General features: G+C 44.9%; 13 protein-coding genes. 6 read left to right on the plus strand and 7 right to left on the minus strand.

The annotated features are described in order from the left end of the window. Positions 1-3: 3 nt before the first annotated feature. The 3 genes from K1Y79_RS15400 to K1Y79_RS15410 form a co-directional block, all read right to left on the minus strand. Complete coding sequence (locus tag K1Y79_RS15400; RefSeq protein ID WP_220251062.1) at positions 4-3387, minus strand: TonB-dependent receptor; 3384 nt, start codon at positions 3385-3387, stop codon at positions 4-6. 203 nt (positions 3388-3590) lie between these two features. Beyond that, entirely contained in the window at positions 3591-4682 is a 1092-nt protein-coding gene (locus K1Y79_RS15405; RefSeq protein ID WP_220251063.1) for a FecR family protein, read from the minus strand. A 95-nt stretch (positions 4683-4777) separates the two neighbouring features. Beyond that, complete coding sequence (locus tag K1Y79_RS15410; protein ID WP_220251064.1) at positions 4778-5329, minus strand: RNA polymerase sigma factor; 552 nt, start codon at positions 5327-5329, stop codon at positions 4778-4780. 828 nt (positions 5330-6157) lie between these two features. On the opposite strand from K1Y79_RS15410, the gene K1Y79_RS15415 reads away from it, so the two are divergent. Next, positions 6158-7111 (plus strand): helix-turn-helix transcriptional regulator, encoded by a 954-nt coding sequence (locus tag K1Y79_RS15415; RefSeq protein ID WP_220251065.1) that lies wholly within the window; start codon positions 6158-6160, stop codon positions 7109-7111. A 69-nt stretch (positions 7112-7180) separates the two neighbouring features. Continuing rightward, positions 7181-7918, plus strand: a complete 738-nt coding sequence (locus tag K1Y79_RS15420; protein ID WP_236059654.1) for a GyrI-like domain-containing protein — start codon at positions 7181-7183, stop codon at positions 7916-7918. A gap of 10 nt (positions 7919-7928) precedes the next feature. Here K1Y79_RS15420 and rnc read toward each other — a convergent pair whose 3' ends face one another. Genes rnc through K1Y79_RS15435 form a run of 3 tightly spaced genes read right to left on the minus strand, consistent with a single transcriptional unit; the run spans position 7929 to position 10170 of the window. Continuing rightward, entirely contained in the window at positions 7929-8651 is a 723-nt protein-coding gene (gene rnc / locus K1Y79_RS15425) for a ribonuclease III (protein ID WP_317197488.1), read from the minus strand. A 4-nt stretch (positions 8652-8655) separates the two neighbouring features. Continuing rightward, a complete protein-coding gene (fabF, locus tag K1Y79_RS15430; RefSeq protein WP_220251067.1) occupies positions 8656-9909 on the minus strand; it encodes a beta-ketoacyl-ACP synthase II in 1254 nt (417 codons plus the stop codon). A 24-nt stretch (positions 9910-9933) separates the two neighbouring features. Next, positions 9934-10170 (minus strand): acyl carrier protein, encoded by a 237-nt coding sequence (locus K1Y79_RS15435; RefSeq protein ID WP_012788038.1) that lies wholly within the window; start codon positions 10168-10170, stop codon positions 9934-9936. Positions 10171-10550: 380 nt separating this feature from the next. On the opposite strand from K1Y79_RS15435, the gene K1Y79_RS15440 reads away from it, so the two are divergent. From K1Y79_RS15440 to K1Y79_RS15450, 3 genes are read left to right on the plus strand one after another with little or no spacing between them, the layout of a single operon-like run. Then, complete coding sequence (locus K1Y79_RS15440) at positions 10551-11639, plus strand: efflux RND transporter periplasmic adaptor subunit (RefSeq protein ID WP_220251068.1); 1089 nt, start codon at positions 10551-10553, stop codon at positions 11637-11639. A 25-nt stretch (positions 11640-11664) separates the two neighbouring features. After that, positions 11665-14775, plus strand: coding sequence for an efflux RND transporter permease subunit (locus K1Y79_RS15445; protein WP_220251069.1), 3111 nt, complete (start codon positions 11665-11667; stop codon positions 14773-14775). A gap of 15 nt (positions 14776-14790) precedes the next feature. Continuing rightward, the gene (locus tag K1Y79_RS15450) at positions 14791-16104 is read left to right on the plus strand and encodes a TolC family protein (protein WP_220251070.1); all 1314 of its coding nucleotides are present in this window, start codon (positions 14791-14793) and stop codon (positions 16102-16104) included. 120 nt (positions 16105-16224) lie between these two features. Here K1Y79_RS15450 and K1Y79_RS15455 read toward each other — a convergent pair whose 3' ends face one another. Continuing rightward, positions 16225-16983: a carboxypeptidase-like regulatory domain-containing protein gene (locus K1Y79_RS15455; protein WP_220251071.1), complete on the minus strand. Its 759-nt coding sequence runs from the start codon at positions 16981-16983 to the stop codon at positions 16225-16227. A gap of 221 nt (positions 16984-17204) precedes the next feature. Here K1Y79_RS15455 and prs point away from each other — a divergent pair, with 221 nt between their 5' ends. Beyond that, positions 17205-18122, plus strand: a complete 918-nt coding sequence (prs, locus tag K1Y79_RS15460; protein WP_220251072.1) for a ribose-phosphate diphosphokinase — start codon at positions 17205-17207, stop codon at positions 18120-18122. Positions 18123-18541: the final 419 nt, after the last annotated feature.

Consider the following 18541-nt stretch of genomic DNA (forward strand, 5'->3'; position numbering starts at 1 on the left):
AGATCAGAGAGAGATTTCAAAGCCCACGTTTACGAATTTGCTCTGCGGATAAGTCAGACCGTTATCATCAACGATCTCTGCATCTATACCCACATTCTTCATGTTATCGATAGAGAAAAGGTTAGACGCATTGATGTAAAAACGCGCTCTTTCTATCTTTGCACGACCAAGCAAATTCTTGGGAACACTATATCCAAGCTCCATTGTTCTTGCACGGATATATTTAACATTTATCAGCCAGAAATCTGAATTTCTGCCAAAGCTGCTATGACCACCATCATTGAAACGTAATGCAGGATATCTGCCAGGAATCCAGCGGCTGTTCAGATCCAGCGGATTCTCCCTGTGCCAGCGGTCTTCATACAGATCTGCCATCAGGTTACCGCCGTTCTGAAAAGGATTACGCATTTCCCAGTTACGGTTAAATGAATAACCTGCACCTCCTGAAAAATCAATGCGTGCATCAAAACCTTTCCAGTTGGCTGAGAAACTAAAGCCAAAATTCAGTATAGGATTTCTGCCGGTACCATAACCAATCGGACGTTCATCCAGGTTGTTGATAATACCATCATTATTGATGTCTTTGTAAATAAGATCTCCCGGCAATAATGTCTTGTTACCTGTACCATCTATATTCACACCATACTTGTTGATCTCTTCCTGCGATTGAAACTGACCAACTACCTCATATCCCCAGAAAGCATTCACATAACGCTCTTCACTTGAGTTGCGATAGTGATCAAGCGAGTTGTTGAACACAGGTTTATACGTATGTAAAGTCCTGGCTCTGGCTACAGAAAAGTTACCGCCAATATTGAAGCTCACTTCGCGAACCTTACCTGAATAAGCAATGGAACCTTCTATACCGGCTACCTGATCGCTATTCACATTTTCCGAAGGCAAACGATAACCCAGCTCATTAGGTACCAGGATATCATATTTAGCGCCTAACAGGCCTGTCCTTCTCCTGTTGAATACATCGATGGCTCCTGTGATCTTATCGTTCAGCAAGCCATAATCCAGCCCGATATCAATCGTTCTGCTGATGAACCAGGATATATTTCTTACCGGCACTCCCTTATTACTGGAACCAATTACCGGATTGCCATCCAGTATTACAGTGGATGAATTATAGTTATATCCTGCCAGATAATCATACGCTCCAATTCCTACATCATCATCTCCCAGTTTACCATAAGATGCTCTCAGTTTCAACTCGCTTACTGCTTTCTTGCTCACAGCACTGAAAAATGCTTCCTCACTCAGTCTCCATCCACCGGAAACTGAAGGGAATGTACCCCATCTTTTGTTGGGCGCAAACTTCCATGAGGCATCGCGGCGTGCTGACATTTCTATGTAATACTTACCTCCATAGTTATAGTTCAACCTGCCGATATAACCCAGGCGGGCCTCTGTTCCATCGCCGTCATTGTAGGTATCCATTGTAGAGAAATAGATCAGCGGTAACTGGTTCAGTGTAGGAACGGAATGCACATAAGAACTGATATCTCTTCTCTTAATCCTCTCTGCTACTAAAGTTGCACCTACTGTATGCTTACCAAAGGTTTTGTTATAATTCAGCTGCACCTGTACTGTTGGTGTCAGGATAGTTCTGTTACGTCTTTCACGATACGGATTGGAACTACCGCCAGTGACGTTGTACTTGTCATTTACAGGATCGTAAGTATACACTTTATAAGTATACTCGTGACCATTCATGATCTCATTCGCATAATAATAGGAGAAGAGCCCTTTTGCCGTCAGCCCTTCCAGCGGAAACTGATATTCTGCTGTGAGGTTGGATTGCAACACTCTCCAGTCGCTGCGCCAGTAACCAGACAGTTTCTTATTCTGCAATGCCCAGTTCTCCGTATTATGACCGATATCATTCGGATAGTCAGGATTGTCATTAGCATAAGGACGTTCTGTAGGTCTGTTACGCAACAAAGCAAAACGTGCGCCCCAGTAATCATCAGTACCTGGCACACCTGGCTGATCGCGTGTCTCTATACGACCATTGATCTGCGCACCAATCTTGAAGCGGTCTGATACACGTGCTTCAATATTGCTTTGCACATTGGTTCTTTCAAATGTAAACTCTCTGCCAAGTACAGAGTTTTGATTGAGGTGTGTGGCAGACACGTAATAGTTAATTCTTTCTGAACCACCGGTAAAATTGAGGTTAGCCTGTGTAAGCGGAGAGTTTCCCTTTACAATAAACTTATACCAGTCAAAACTTTTGTAACCGTCTTCTGTACCTTGTTGCCATTTATCCAGTTCTTCCTGTGTGATATTGGTCCTGCCTGACTGGTTCATATCAGCATCGGCTTTACCTACCATCCACTCGTAAGCATTAACTGTTTTCGGGAAACGGGTCCAGTTCTGCCATCCTCTGTAAACGTTTACATTGATGGTATTACGACTTCCCAGCTTACCGCGCTTAGTGGTTACCACTACCACACCATTCGCAGCCCGCATACCATATATAGCGGCAGAAGCGTCTTTCAGAACAGTGATACTTTCAATATCAGTTGGCGCGATGTTGTTAAACTGGCCTTCATCCTGCTGTATACCATCAATCACATATAAGGGGTTACCCATATTCCTGATCTGTATAGATGCACTGGCACCAGGGCGGCCATCAGAGAAACGAAAAGACACGCCGGCTATCTTACCTGCCAGTCCTGCACTTACAGTAGAACCGGCATGTACACCATTGAGATCTTTACTGGTGACAGATGATATAGCACCGGTGAGAGACTCTTTCCGCTGTGAACCATAACCTACCACTACGACATCTCCCAGTGAGGTGGAAGAAGATTCCAGGGCGGCATTGACCGTATGCTTCCCATTGATCTCAATCTCTTTGTTAGCATAACCTACATAGGTAAATATGAGAATACCACTAAGAGCAGGCACATTAAAACCATAAGCACCGTTAGCATCTGTGGTGGCCCCTGTAGAGGTACCTTTCAGCTTAACGCTTACACCAGGCAACGGTGTGCCTTTATCATCGGTTACCTGCCCGCTGATCCTTACAGGTTGCTGGCCTGCCTCGGTTACAGCGCGTAATCGATTAAGTACAATTTGCCGCCCTGATACATGATATTGCAGCTGCATCGGATGGAGTAATTGATCCAGGATGATGGCTAATGTTTCGTTATCTGCCACCACATCTACTTTGCGGTCAGCCTGTATAAGAGAGGAACTATAGAGGAATTTCACATCTACCAGTTTCTCAATCTGGCTGAGGATCTTCCCTATTGGTTGTTGTTTTGCTTCCAGTGAAATCTTTTGCTGGAGCACTTCCTGGGCGTTGCCGGGCGTGGCAAATGCAATGGTTGTAAACGACAGGGCTATCAGCAGCTGATAGGCGCAAGTACGCATAACGTGGAAGATTAAATCACGGATTCGTAATCTTTTTTTCATAACTTGGATTGTGTTCCTTATTAAATAATGGGAAATGGAATGGCTGTCTTATCCCAGTGGAGCGGGCATAAGGCAATTGTGATCTTGGTTGTAGCCAGTGGTACGGCCATACCGCTGGCTATTTTCATTAAGTACTACTGGTCATGAGTAATAATCGTGGTTTAGTTTTCAATAACATTCGGGTGACATCCTTTGGCTGTCAGCGTGATTTCATCTCCTTCGATAATACATCCCGCTTCCAGGGCCTTACATATAAGGCGCATTTTCTCGTATAATGGTTCGTCTGTCAATGATGCAGTTAACCGGCAACCGGATAACAAGGCTTTGTCATAGCGGATATGCACACCATAGGTTTGCGATATTGCAGCCATAACACTATCTACCGGCGCATCATCAAATTCAAATGAGTAACTCATTACATCGTCCGTTTTCTGCGTACTGACTTTCGGCAGGTGCCGCAATACGGCTACAGACAGGGTATTTCTTTTCAATACAGCCTGCTGGTTGGCAGAAAGATTAGCTAGTACATTAGTGCCCAGCGGTTTTGCTGACACTGCTATTTTACCTGTTTTAACGTGAACTTCTATGAGACTATCCGCTTCATACGCTTTCACATGAAAGCTGGTCCCGAGTACATTAATCACCATTTCATTAGCATATACTACAAACGGCTGTAACGTGTTTCGTGATACTTCAAAGAAAGCCTCGCCGGATAGATATACTTCTCTTTTACTATTGCGGTCCAGCGTAGCAGGATAACTGATCCTTGCGCCTGGTTGCAATATAATAGAACTGCCATCAGGCATACTGACTGTCTTCGGACGTGCCGCAGTATTGATCTCTTCGATACGCTTGTTACCCTCCAGGTGGGCTTCTTCCAGCAGACGAACATATGCAGCGGGCGCTTTTTCAGTACGCATCCACCAGAGCGCTGCACCAGCAGCAACACATAGTAATGCGGCTGCCCAGTACCATACTTTGAACCGCGACACAGTTACGGGCTTAGCCTCTTTCGGGTCCATCAGCAACTGAATGTCGTTCCACAGATCCTGTTCATCTTTTTCTTTCAGCTGAAATGCAGGTAACTGTGCGGCAGCCATGATGATAGCCCTGGCTTGCTGCATAGCTTCTCTTTGAGCCGGATACCTGGCAATGACCTGTTCCCAGTAATCGCTGTCCTTTCCTTCTTTTACCCATGCCACAAAAGCGTCATTACAGATAAAATCTGCTGTATCGTATAGTGAATAATCCATAACGGTATGTGCCTTCCGACAGTAGTTATAATGATAAAGGCAGGTACTTGCTGTTTTAACTCACTTCACAGCAAATAAATTTTCAGGAGCAGGTATTATTTCCAGTTTTCCCTCATTTTGACAACGGCTCTTTGTACGAGGTTACGAACAGATTGTTCATTAATCTGCAGGATACCGGCTATCTCTTCCCAACTGAAGTTATCGTAGAAACGCAGCCTGATTACTTCCTGCTGTCGTTCGGGTAAGCGGGACATGGATAGTTGCAGACGTTGCATCAGCAGGGTATATTCTTCCGTCCTGATCTTGAGGTCTTCGATAGATTCTGTTTGTGAGGGGGTGATATAGGGAATGGGTTTGATATCTGCCAGCCTGTACAACCTGCGGCGTAGCGAGCGGAATAGGTAGTATTTGACAGAGCTGGTTTCAGAAAGATTATTTCGGGTGCGCCAGAGATCGGCAAAGAGGTCCTGCATGGCATCTTTTACGAGGGAGGTATCGGGTAGGAGGTGGTAGCCATAGTTATACAAGGCGCCTGCATGACGCCGGTACATTTCGTTGAAAGCTGACACATTCCCCTGTTTGAAAGCCGTCCATAGCTCGTGGTCCGCTATGGCCTTCTGGTTGATGATATTTTCGGACCCCGCCAATTTACCTCGTTTAAAGCTATTGCCTTTAAACTACAAGCTATAAAATTTATATGAGAAGGTATAGAAAATAAAAGGGGCCTGATGAAAATCAGGCCCTCCCCAAATTAACCATTAAAAAAACTCATTTGAATTTTGCTGTATCAAAAATAGGAGGATTCCCCCGCTCATCTGTTAATCATAAGTTAATGATTGCAAATAATTTTTGATAATAGCGGGTCAGTTTGATTGTCTGGAGTCCGTTAAGATTCGGTCAATGTCTTATACCGTTGGGCTACCAATTCGTCACTTCAAGGGCACCTGGATATCCCCGGGATATTGAGATGCCCTTGAAGTGACGAATTGGTGTGGGGTAAATATGGAGTTCTAAGCGAAACTGGGCAAAAGGTGGATGAACACAAAACCGATAATTATTTTATATAATCTGAGAGATGAGGCGGGTGCTGTTGGAAATGCTTCGCGATATCAGGAATGGCCTGGTCAGGCTATGAGGGCAAAAATGTTGGGCGTTTATGTGGAATGGCCTGGAGCCGCTCAACTGAAGGTCTGAATTACGATGAGGTTAGCGTAAAATGACTGCTGGGAAAGGACAAAAAAAGGCCCCCGCAAGAAATTGCAGGGGCTTACCATTTAACCTATATTCTGTACTGTAGCATCAAATTTTCAAATATTCTCCAGGGTATATCAACATTTTAGACTTGTCTATATTCACTTATATCTATCACTAAAGTGTCTCCCTCAAATATTTACTGTATCTAAGACTGCAGTTTATAACGGAAGTTTAATCGGGGTCAGAAAATTTTTTCAATTTTATTCTAACTTGCTCCAACTATGAACAGGATAGACCGACTTTCTGCCATTCTGATACAGTTACAGGGCAAAAAAATTGTGAAAGCAGCTGAAATAGCAGAACGCTTTGACATCAGCCTGCGTACTGTATACCGGGATGTCAGGGCACTGCAGGAAGCTGGTGTGCCGATAGGTGCAGAAGCAGGTACCGGCTATTATCTGGTAGAAGGATATCACCTGCCGCCGGTTATGTTCAGCAGGGAAGAGGCCGCTGCCCTGCTGACTGGGGAGAAACTGATGGCTAACCTGAGCGATCATTCCAATAAGAAGGAGTTTAGCAATGCCATGCAGAAGATCAAAGCAGTATTGCGAGGAAGCGAGAAAGACTTCCTGGAATCACTCGAAGACAATATTGCTGTGGTAAGTCGCCGGCCACCGGTAGGGGATGAATTTCCTAACCGGTTCCTTTCAGATATCCAGCATGCATTGGGTAAGCAGCTGATCATGGAGCTGGACTACTTTGCACTTCATAATGAGACGCTGACCAAAAGATCGGTAGAACCGATTGGTATCATTTATATGAGTGGCTATTGGCACTTGATTGCCTGGTGCCGCCTGCGGCATGGATACCGGGATTTCCGGATGGACCGCATTAAAAATGTGGCAGTGTCAGCAGACCCGTACGATAAGACCCGTCATATTACCCTGAAAGAGTACACTGACCGTTATGGCGACTATGAATCAAAAGCTCATGTAGTTAAAATACGTTTCCCCAAAGCCTTCGGCCGTCGTATTGGTGATCAGAAGTTTTACTATGGATTGGTGGAAGAGCAGACGGTAGGAGAATGCCTCGAAATGACCTTTCTGGCTCCCTGCCTGGAATGGTTTGGCCGCTGGCTATTACTTTGGGGAGCAGCGCCGGAGATAGTTACCCCTGTCGAACTGACCGAGAAAATGCAATTGCTCGCTACAGAAATAAAACAACACTATTTGTAATTCCCTACTGACATAAGGCTGTCACTTCCCCTTATTTACTTTGTATCAGTAACAATAAATGATTACTGAATGAAGCTACACCTGTGGGGCCATTGGCTATTACTGATCGTCGGCATTGTGCACCAGTTTACAATGTCAGATCCGGGAGGCATTGCCACGCATAAGCGTAAACGTATTTCTGATACATGCCATACTAAACTATCTGTTATGTCAAAAACCGATCTCACCAAAGTACACAAGGAACTGTATACAGCAAAAGCGCAACCGGCACTGATCTTTGTGCCTGCAGGACATTATGTGGCTATTACAGGGAAGGGCGATCCCAACGGACAACTGTTTGCAGACAGTACACAGGCCTTGTATACGGCAGCATATACTATCAAGCAGGCTTATAAGCAACTGGAGCAGGACTTTGTGGTCAGCAAACTGGAAGGCACATGGTGGGTAGAGCAGGAGGGATATCCTTTGGATGTACCGCGGGAAGAGTGGTGCTGGCAGTTACTGATCCGTATGCCGGACTATGTAATGAGAACGATTGTTCAGCAGTCGCTGGATGCAGCCTTTACAAGGAAGCAGTTGCCTTTGTTACGTCAGGTATCGCTCATTACATTGGCAGAGGGAAAGAGTGTGCAGATATTACATAACGGTCCGTATTCGGAAGAACCGGCTACGTTGAAAGTCATGGAAGCATTCATTACCGGGCAGGGGCTGACCTATAATGGGCGGCACCATGAGATCTACCTGTCAGATCCGCGCAAGACAGCGCCCGCCAGGATGAAGACCATTCTGCGGCAGCCGGTAAAGTAAGTAAGAGAGATTATTTTTCGCCGAGTCCCAGCAGGTCTATGGCCTGCTGTGCAGCGATCTGGCTGGCATCTTTTTTATTGAATGCCTTGCCGCTACAGATTAGTTCACCATCTACGACAGCTCCTACAGTAAAGATGCGACGGCCATTATCCATCTGTTCTTCCAGCAGGTCGAACTCGAGGGTTTTACCATGTTTATTCGCCCAGCCGTACAGTTTGTTCTTATGGTTCATCTCTACATTTTCGAGTTGTTCAAGGTCAATGTAGGGAACGATGAGACGTTGGTGTACGAACTGTTTGGTTCTGTTATAGCCTTTATCAAGGTATACAGCGCCAACGAGTGCCTCCAGAGTGTTACCGAAGATCTGGCTGATTTTGAGGAAGCTGTTGTATTTATCGTAGATAGTCAGTTTACGCAGGCCCATTTTGATAGCGATATCATTGAGCTGCTGACGGTTAACGATTTTGGACCGCATTTCGGTCAGGTATCCTTCAGTTTTATAAGGATACTTTTTGAAGAGGTAATCTCCTATGATAGCGCCAAGGATTGCGTCGCCCAGATACTCCAGGCGTTCATTGCTTTCAAGGAACTTCTCTTTGCTGGAGCGATGGCTTAACGCCACCTCATACAATGAGAAGTTGCCTGGGGCAAATCCCAGCAAATTGTAGAGGTCCTTGTAAAGGCCTCTCTTTTTCGGAACGAATCGATATAAAAATCCTGGCAGTAATTTCACACAATCAAGCAACAAATTTTTTGAAAATAACAGAAGCATTATGGCCTCCGAAACCGAAGGTATTACTCAATGCAGCGTTGATTTCTCTACGTTGTGCGACGTTAAAGGTAAAATTTAATCCCGGATCCAGATCGGGATCCTTTGTGAAATGATTGATTGTAGGAGGTACAATACCATGTATTACGGACATAATCGCAGCGATGGCTTCAATTGCTCCAGCGGCGCCCAGAAGGTGCCCGGTCATAGATTTCGTGGAACTGATGTTCATTTTGTAAGCATGTTCCCCAAATACCTGCTGTATAGCTTTTACTTCCGCGACATCACCGAGTGGTGTGGAAGTGCCGTGCACATTAATATAATCAATATCATGGGGTTGCAGTCCCGCATCTGATAAGGCCAGTCTCATTACGTTCATAGCGCCGAGTCCTTCCGGATGTGGTGCAGTAAGGTGATAGGCATCTGCAGTTGCGCCGCCTCCGGCCAATTCAGCATAAATTTTGGCTCCTCTTGCCGTCGCATGTTCATAGGATTCTAACACCAGCCCGCCAGCGCCTTCCCCCATAACAAAGCCATCTCTGTCAAGATCGAAGGGACGGGATGCTGTAGCCGGGTCATCATTTCTTTCGGACAGGGCTTTCATTGCGTTAAAACCACCTATGCAGGCTTCGTTTATAACGTTTTCTGATCCTCCGGTGATCATCACATCTGCTTTGCCGTACTGAATATAGTGCATAGCTTCAATAATAGCATTTGTTGCAGAAGCGCAGGCAGAGACTACTGAGAAGTTAGGGCCTCGGAAGCCGTGACGGATAGAGATATGCCCCGCGGCAATATCAAGGATTAACCGGGGAATCAGGAAAGGGCTGAAACGAGGAGTTCCATCACCCTGGCCAAATTCTTTCATTTCCTGGCAGAAATTGATCATTCCGCCTATACCAGACGCCCAAATAACCCCAACCCTGTCCATATTGACAGTATTGCGGTCAATTCCGGCATCTTGTACTGCCTGGTCAGCAGCAATGACAGCTGTCTGGGTAAAAGGATCCATTTTACGGGCATCCTTTTTGTCCAGATAATTGGTAGCGTCAAAGTTCTTCAGTTCGCAAGCAAAACGGGTCTTGAACTTGGCAGCATCAAAATGTGTAATAGGGCCGGCACCGGATACACCGTCCGTCAACCCCTTCCAGAAATCGGATACGGAATTGCCGAGCGGTGTAAGTGCGCCTAAACCTGTAACGACTACTCGTCTTGGTTGCATTAAAACAAATCTGATTAAGTAGGATTATTTCACATGTTCTTCCAGGTAAGCAACTGCCTGGCCAACAGTAGTAATAGTTTCAGCTTGTTCGTCAGGAATGGAGATGTTGAATTCTTTTTCGAATTCCATGATCAGTTCTACCGTATCCAAAGAGTCAGCGCCCAGGTCGTTGGTAAAGCTGGCTTCAGGAGTTACCTCGGCTTCGTCAACGCCCAATTTGTCAATAATGATCTTTTTAACTCTTGATGCAATGTCTGACATAATTTTAAGTGTTTTTGGTTTAAAACTTGAGTGCAAAAATATAATTTTTATTGAATTGACAACAAAGCACACAAATTTTAGCCCTTATACTTTAGTTGTATACGCTCAAGATGCCCGACAGCAAAGGATCTAGCCACTAATTAATAATAACAGCAATCACTGGTTTCACCCCTAAAATGCATATTATGACACTTTTATACACCTTTATATATGCAACATCTGCTCAAACAGCGGCATGTTGCCACTCAACAGCCTAATCAGCCATCTATATACCTGAACAACACAATTAACTTTAATTAACACTGCAGCTATCGCCGCAGCAATCCCATTTATTAAATTTGCCCGGATTTATCCCTACTATATTAAATTAACATAAGCTCATGGCCGGCAATAAGAAGATCCTGAAAATGGTTTTATTCGTGATAGTGGCAGCCGTCATTATCGGTTTTATTATTAACAAAGCAACAGCTCCGGGGAAAAAATCGGAAAGTGCTCCTAAAAAACCTGCTGCCAAAGGCGGCAGTAATGCTAAGAATCTCCTCGTGGATTACTATGTTATTAAGACTACCTCTCTCAACGAAACCATTGAAGCGAGCGGTACCCTGCAAAGTAATGAAGAAGTACAGGTACAGGCAGAAATAACCGGTCGCGTTACAGGCCTCTTTTTCAAAGAAGGTACACAGGTAGCCAAAGGTGCTTTGCTGGTGAAAATCTTCGATGAAGATCTTAAAGCTCAACTGCAAAAACTCGAACTGCAGCGTGAACTGGCTAAGACTACTCTCGAAAGACAGGAGAACCTCCTGAAGATTAATGGTATCAGCCGCCAGGATGTAGACGTAACCCGTAACCAGGTGAGCGCCTTCGGTGCTGATATCGAATTTACCCGTACACAGCTGCAAAAAACTGAACTACGTGCGCCTTTCTCCGGACGTCTTGGGCTTCGTAACATCAGTCTCGGCGCTATCGTTACGCCTGCAACTATTATAACTACCCTGCAACAGATAGATCCGCTGAAAGTGGATTTCTCAGTTCCTGAAAAATACCGTACCGCTATCAGCCAGGGTGATGCGGTAGACTTTAAAGTAGCAGGAGATAAACAAATGTATAAGGGCACCATCTACGCTATTGATCCGAAAATAGACCTTTCCACCCGCACCATCAGGATCAGAGCTATCGTACCTAATGCTGGTAAACTATTGCCAGGTGCCTTCGCCAGTGTAATGATTGCATTGAAAAATATGCCCGATGCTATCATGATACCAACCCAGGCAGTAATACCTGGCACCCGCGATAAAAAGGTAGCTATTGCCGACAGCGGAAAAGCGAAATTTGTAGTAGTAGAAACTGGTATCCGTGATGCAAGTAACGTACAGATAATAAGCGGACTCAACGTCGGTGATACTGTTATCACCAGTGGTATTATGCAGCTGAAGCCAGGAATGGTACTTAAATACAATGGCGTTAAATAGCCCGGACAATTAAAGCATTTAGATCATGAGTCTCCCTTCACTATCTCTTAAACGTCCTGTATTTGCCATCGTGATGAATATCATAATCGTGATATTCGGCCTGGTGGGATTTAACTTTCTCGGGGTAAGGGACTTCCCCGCTATTGACCCGCCTATCGTGAATGTGCGAACATCCTACGCAGGCGCTAACTCTGATATCATCGAAACCCAGATCACCGAACCATTGGAGAAATCCATTAATGGTATCGCGGGTATCAAAAATATATCCTCCAGCAGCAGTCAGGGGAGTAGTAATATTACTGTTGAGTTTGAGCTCAGCATTGACCTCGAAGCTGCGGCCAATGACGTACGTGACAAAGTATCACAGGCATTACGTAACCTGCCCCCCGATATTGATGCTCCTCCTGTTGTCTCAAAAGAAGATGCTAACTCTGACTATATCCTGTCTATGACAGTGCAGAGTAATATCCGTAACCAGCTTGAAGTAACCGAATATGCCAACAACGTATTACTGGAAAGACTGCAAACTATTCCGGGTGTCAGCTCAATCCGTATCCTCGGTGAAAAGAAATTTGCCATGCGCCTCTGGATGGATCCTGCACGCCTCTCTGCGTACAGCCTTACTCCGACAGATGTACAGGCTGCATTAGCCAGAGAAAACGTAGAGCTTCCCTCCGGTAAGATTGCCGGTAACGCAACGGAACTTACAGTGCGTACTTTCGGCAGACTGAACACAGAGGAAGATTTTAATAACCTTATCATCAAAAATGACAACGGAAGGGTTATCCACCTCCGGGATATCGGACAAGCAGTACTAGGGCCGGAAAATGAGGAGACTATCCTGAAAGAGTCAGGCGTTCCAATGATTGCTCTGGCCCTTACGCCCCAACCAGGCTCTAACTATGTAGCCATCACTGATGAGTTTTACAAACGTTACGAACAACTCAAGAGGGATCTCCCTGATGATATCATCACCAATATTGCAATTGATAATACCAAATTTATCCGTAAGTCTATTGAGGAAGTAGAAGAGACCCTCATCATTGCACTCGGACTGGTAATCATTATCATCTACCTCTTCTTCCGTGACTGGCTGATGGCATTCCGCCCACTGGTGGATATACCTGTATCACTGATCGCGGCATTCTTTATTATGTACGTCTGCGGCTTTACCATCAACATCCTTACATTACTGGCCATTGTACTGGCAACAGGTCTTGTGGTGGATGACGGTATTGTCGTTACAGAAAATATATACAAGAAGATCGAAGCAGGGATGCCGCGTATGAAAGCGGCGAAGGAAGGATCTGAAGAGATCTTCTTTGCGGTAATCGCAACGTCTATCACACTTGCCTTTGTATTTCTTCCTATTGTTTTCCTGCAGGGCTTCGTGGGAAGACTATTCCGGGAATTTGGTATTGTCGTGGCAGGCGCAGTATTGATATCTGCGTTTGTATCATTGACCCTGACGCCGGTGCTTAACGTAAAATTGGGACGCAAAACACATAAGCACTCCTGGTTCTATGAGAAAACGGAACCATTCTTTACCGGAATGGAAACAGGTTACCAACGCGCATTAGAAGCATTTATGAAGATCCGCTGGATGGCTACGCTGATAGTACTGGCTTGTCTTGCAATGATCTATTTAGTCTTCCAGAACCTTAAGTCTGAACTGGCCCCAATTGAAGATCGTAGTCAGTTCCGTTTATCCATCTCTGCTCCGGAAGGTACTGCCTTTGACTATATGGAAACATACATGAACAGCCTGACTGACTTCATGAATGACTCCATTCCTGAAAAGAAAATACTGATATCTGTTACATCACCCGGCTTCGGTGGTGGCGCGGTGAACTCCGGCTTTGCCAATGTTGTACTGACTGAGCCTAATGAACGTGAGCGCTCACAGAAACAAATCGTGGACATGGTCAACCGCAACATGTACCGCTTCCCGGAGGGTAAAGTATTTGCTATTGAACAACAAACTATCCAGGTGGGACGCCGTGGTGGTCTGCCGGTATCGTTTGTATTACAGCATATCAACTTTGATAGCCTTTCTACTGTACTGCCTAAGTTCCTGGAAGAAGCTAATAACAATCCTACTTTCGGGGCAGTAGACGTAGACCTGAAATTCAACAAGCCAGAATTACGCATCCAGATCAATCGTGCAAAAGCAAGTGAACTGGGCGTATCTGTAGATGATATCTCCCAAACCTTACAGCTGGCATTGAGTAACCTTCGTTATGGTTATTTCATCCGTAATGGTAAACAGTACCAGGTAATGGGACAGGTATACCGCGGCGCACGTGATAAGCCAACTGACCTGCAGAATATCTATGTGCGTAACAGCCGGGGTGAAGCGATTCAGCTGGACAACGTAGTATCGATAGAAGAGGAGACTAGTCCGCCAATCATCTATCATTACAACCGTTATAAATCTGCTACCGTATCTGCGAGCCTTGCTCCAGGTAAAACTATCGGTGATGGTATCGAGGCTATGTACGGCATTTACGATAAGCTAAAAGAACAAGGTGTTCTTAACGATAACTATGTATCCGCACTGGCTGGTTCTTCCCGTGATTACGCAGAAAGTGGTTCTAATACTATGTTTGCACTCATACTTGCACTCGTACTGATTTATCTGGTACTAGCCGCTCAGTTTGAGAGCTGGGTCGATCCTTTTATCATTATGCTGACGGTACCGCTGGCATTTGCCGGAGCATTATTGTCACTATGGATATTCGGACAAACCTGGAACATCTTCTCACAGATCGGTGTAATTATGCTGATAGGGCTTGTTACAAAGAACGGTATCCTTATCGTGGAATTTGCCAATCACAAACGTGATGAAGGCATGTCTAAAGCGCACGCAGCTATCGAAGCATCCGCTATGCGTCTGCGCCCCATCCTGATGACAAGCCTTGCAATGGCGCTGGGTGCATTACCTATTGCGATGTCACTTGGTGCTGCTGCTACCAGCCGTATTCCACTTGGTATTGTGATTGTGGGTGGTATCGTGTTCTCACTGGTACTGACACTATTTGTAATTCCAGCCATGTACACCTTCCTGTCCAGACGTAAACCTTTGGCAGAGAGAACTAATGAAGAAGAAGAGGAGATGGCTACTGTGCACGCATAAATTATCAGCAACTACATGAAACGAACACTTTTATATTTCTCTTTGCTGCTAGGTACTGCTGCACACGCACAGCAGATACTGACGCCCGATCAGGCTATAGACGTCGCACTGAAGAACAACTATGATATCCGTCTGGCAAAAAACGACGCTGCCATCACGGCCAACGACTTCGCTTACGCTAACCTGGCTTTTGCGCCCAGGGTGAGCGGAGCGGTTAATAAAGTATGGAATACTACACAAACCAAACAGGAGTTTGTTAATGGTAACAAGCGCGATACGAGTGGTATTCGTCAAACTTCTCTAAGCGGAAACGTAACACTTTCATGGACACTGTTTGACGGTCTGAAGATGTTCGCTACACGTCAGAAACTGGAGTCTCTCCGCGATCTGGGTGAGATGGCTGTAAAAGACCAGGTAGTGAATACCGTTGCCAATATCATTGCCGGCTATTACAATGTTGTACAACAGAAACAACAGCTCCGCAATATCTCTGAACAGCTGTCTATTTCTGAAGAAAGAGTGAAATTGTCTGATGCTAAGTTCCAGACCGGCCTTGGACCAAAGACAGACTGGCTGCAATCAAAAGTAGACTACAACGCGCTAAAGGCATCTTATCTGCGTCAGCAAACACTGATAGAACAGAGTAAAGCAACGCTGAACCAACTGATGGCGATAGAAGCCGGTAACACGCAATACGACGTTTTGGATACTATTCCACTGAACCTGGAACTGTCATACGGCGGATTAAGGCAACAGGCATTACAGGAGAATACGGGCATTAAAGTGGCAGAGCAAAGCCTGAAAGTGTCCCAGCTGCAGCTGAAGGAAAGTAAAGGCGACTTCTTTCCTATCATTAACTTCAACTCAGGCTATAACTATAACCGCATCAATTCAAATGCGGCTACCAACTCTTTTAGTCCGGTGTATAACCAGAATGGAGTGCTGAACTATGGATTTTCTGCAACTGTACCCATCTTCAATGGATTGAATGTAAGGAGACAGGTGAATGCGGCCAGACTGAATGTCGGCTTCCAGCGATTGTCCCTGGAAAACACCCGTACATTGGTAGATCTCTCACTGACTACAGCCTTTAAAGATTACGAGTATTATAAGACAGCTGTAACACTGGAAGAAGAAAACCTTGGTCTGGCAAGAGAGAATGTAATGGTGGCGATGGAACGCTTCCGGCAGGGAGTTAGTACCGTAATTGAAATGAAAGAGGCACAACAAAGCCTGGAAGATGCATTTAACCGCCTGATCAATGCCCGCTACAATATCAAGCTGGCAGAGACAGAACTGCTCCGGTTGAATGGCATGCTGGTTAAATAAGGAAAATGTAAAGGTTCAACATCAATCAACACAGGTGTTTACGCCTGTCTGGATATACAAAAAAGCGGCTGTTTCAGATAGTATGAAACAGCCGCTTTTTTGTATATCGTGTAGCAGTAATCACTCATCAGGTTTTCTTGCAGGTGGTGCAATTGCCCGTTCCTGCTGATAGTGCTTAAAGCTTTCTTTGATGAACAACATCAGGTCATAATCCGTGGCATCCTGCAGGAACTGATACCCTGGTCTGTATCGCAGCATAAAGGTATCCAGTTCATCGCCGCTCAGCTTTGTCATTCGTTCTACCAGTTCAGGATTATATCGGTTGTCTATATATTTTTCCTTTTCCCAGTATACCAGCTGCTCCTGGAAATGCTCCTTACGCTTTCGCGTTTTGCTGGGTACGAGATACGTCAGGGCTGTGATGGGGTTGGAGGGTAGTGTTTTTAACACATCCATAGCGCCTGGTTTATGATAGTTAAAATACCTGCCGTATTCCTGACGGGTAGCAAGAGAGTCCTGTTTATAGTCTTTACCTACTACATTTACCTGTGTCAGTCCGATTACCTGGCGGGTCAGGTATACGTTGATGAACATGGAAGTGGTAGGTACTGCAAGATCTTTTTTGTAATAGCCCAGCATCGAAAATTCCAGTGTGTCGCCGGGCATTGCATCTATGGCAAATCGGCCGCTTTCATTACTCACCACACCCGAACGTGTAGACTTATTAACGATAGTAACACCCGGTACGCCCGTTCTGTTATCTGCTTCAGCAACCATACCCGACACTCTCACTTGCGCGCTGGCATGCTGCAGAAAGAATAACAGGTATAATAATAGTACTCCGATGCAACCGGAAAGTTGTATAAATCGTCTAGGCATCGCTCAAATTTAGTTTTCCCAGCGCAAATGAAAAGTTAAAAAATAGTTCTCTGACGACAGACTACAGTCTATAGCTTATAGGAAACAAGCAATAAACTTAGGATTTTTATTTCTAATTAACGGACTCTTCCCGGTCAACTACAAATAAATTGCGCTCTTCCACTGTCAATCGTCGGTATCTACTAACTATATTATTATCTTTATTCCTTATTCCAAAGACTATGCCTCACAGGATTTTATTTGCAACACAACGGTATCAGTATCTGAAAAACAGATTGTTAGCGCTTGCTCCGGATTGGGAAGAAGGTGTGCTGGACATCCGAGATTTCCCGGATGGAGAACACTATCACAGAATAAAATCCAGCGTAACAAATAAAGACGTGATCTTACTGGGAGGTACTATTGACGATAAGGAAACATTAGAACTTTTTGATATTGCGCACGGCTGCATACAGGAAGGTGCCTGCGCCGTTAATATCGTTATACCGTTCTTCGGTTACTCTACCATGGAACGAGCAGTGAAATCAGGAGAGATTGTCAAGGCAAAAACGCGGGCTATTCTGTTTTCAACATTGCCACCTACAACAGCGGGGAATAAAATTCTGATGGTGGACCTTCATGTAGACGGTATTACTTACTATTTTGAGAATAGCATCCGTCCTGTACATATCTATGGCAAAGACCTGGTTAAAGAAGCAGCACTGGAAATAGCCGGCAACAGAGAATTTGTACTAGCCAGCACAGATGCAGGTCGCGCCAAATGGGTCGAATCACTGGCCAATGATCTCCATGTATCCGCAGCCTTTGTATTCAAAAAACGCCTCTCCGGAGAGGAAACGCATATCACTGCTATCAGCGCAGATGTTCAGGATAAACTGGTCATTATCTATGATGATATGATCCGTACCGGCGGATCATTGATAAACGCAGCAGCAGCCTATCTGCAAGCCGGCGCTTCGGAAATAGCAGTCATTACCACACACGGAATTTTTGCAGGAAACGGGTTTCATAAGATCAAAGAAAGCGGCATTATCAGCCGGGTGGTCTGCACCGATACCCATCCCAATGCACTTACCATCAATGATGAAATGCTCACAATAAAATCAGTGGATAAGATTATAGCCGACTACTTCAATTAGCAATACTCACTACCAGTCTGCATTTTTAGAGTAAGCCATTGGCAAGATGTTTGATATACAGCGCAATAGAAGGGATTGCTGTGTAGAGGGATAATAATGCCCGGGCGTTTCATACTACCAACAAACGGGGAAGGACAATATTTTAATGGCTGTTGCATCCTTCTTTCATCTAAGCTAAATAATTATAATACCATTAGTGCCGAGTGGCTGTCCATACGCAATTCAGGCATGGATTTGTAGTGCCAACTGGTGAATATTCAGTGCCTTACATCACAATGAAGCAGAAATAATAAGGCACAGGCTCATTGTGAAGCGCGATTAGATTGTATTATAAGAGTTAGCGAAGACGATTATCTAAGTATCATAAACATATAGATAGAAGCAGGGACCTGCTTCAAAAAAATTTGTAACCAAATCTT

This window comes from Chitinophaga rhizophila (assembly GCF_019492185.1).
Classification (GTDB): Bacteria; Bacteroidota; Bacteroidia; order Chitinophagales; family Chitinophagaceae; genus Chitinophaga; species Chitinophaga rhizophila.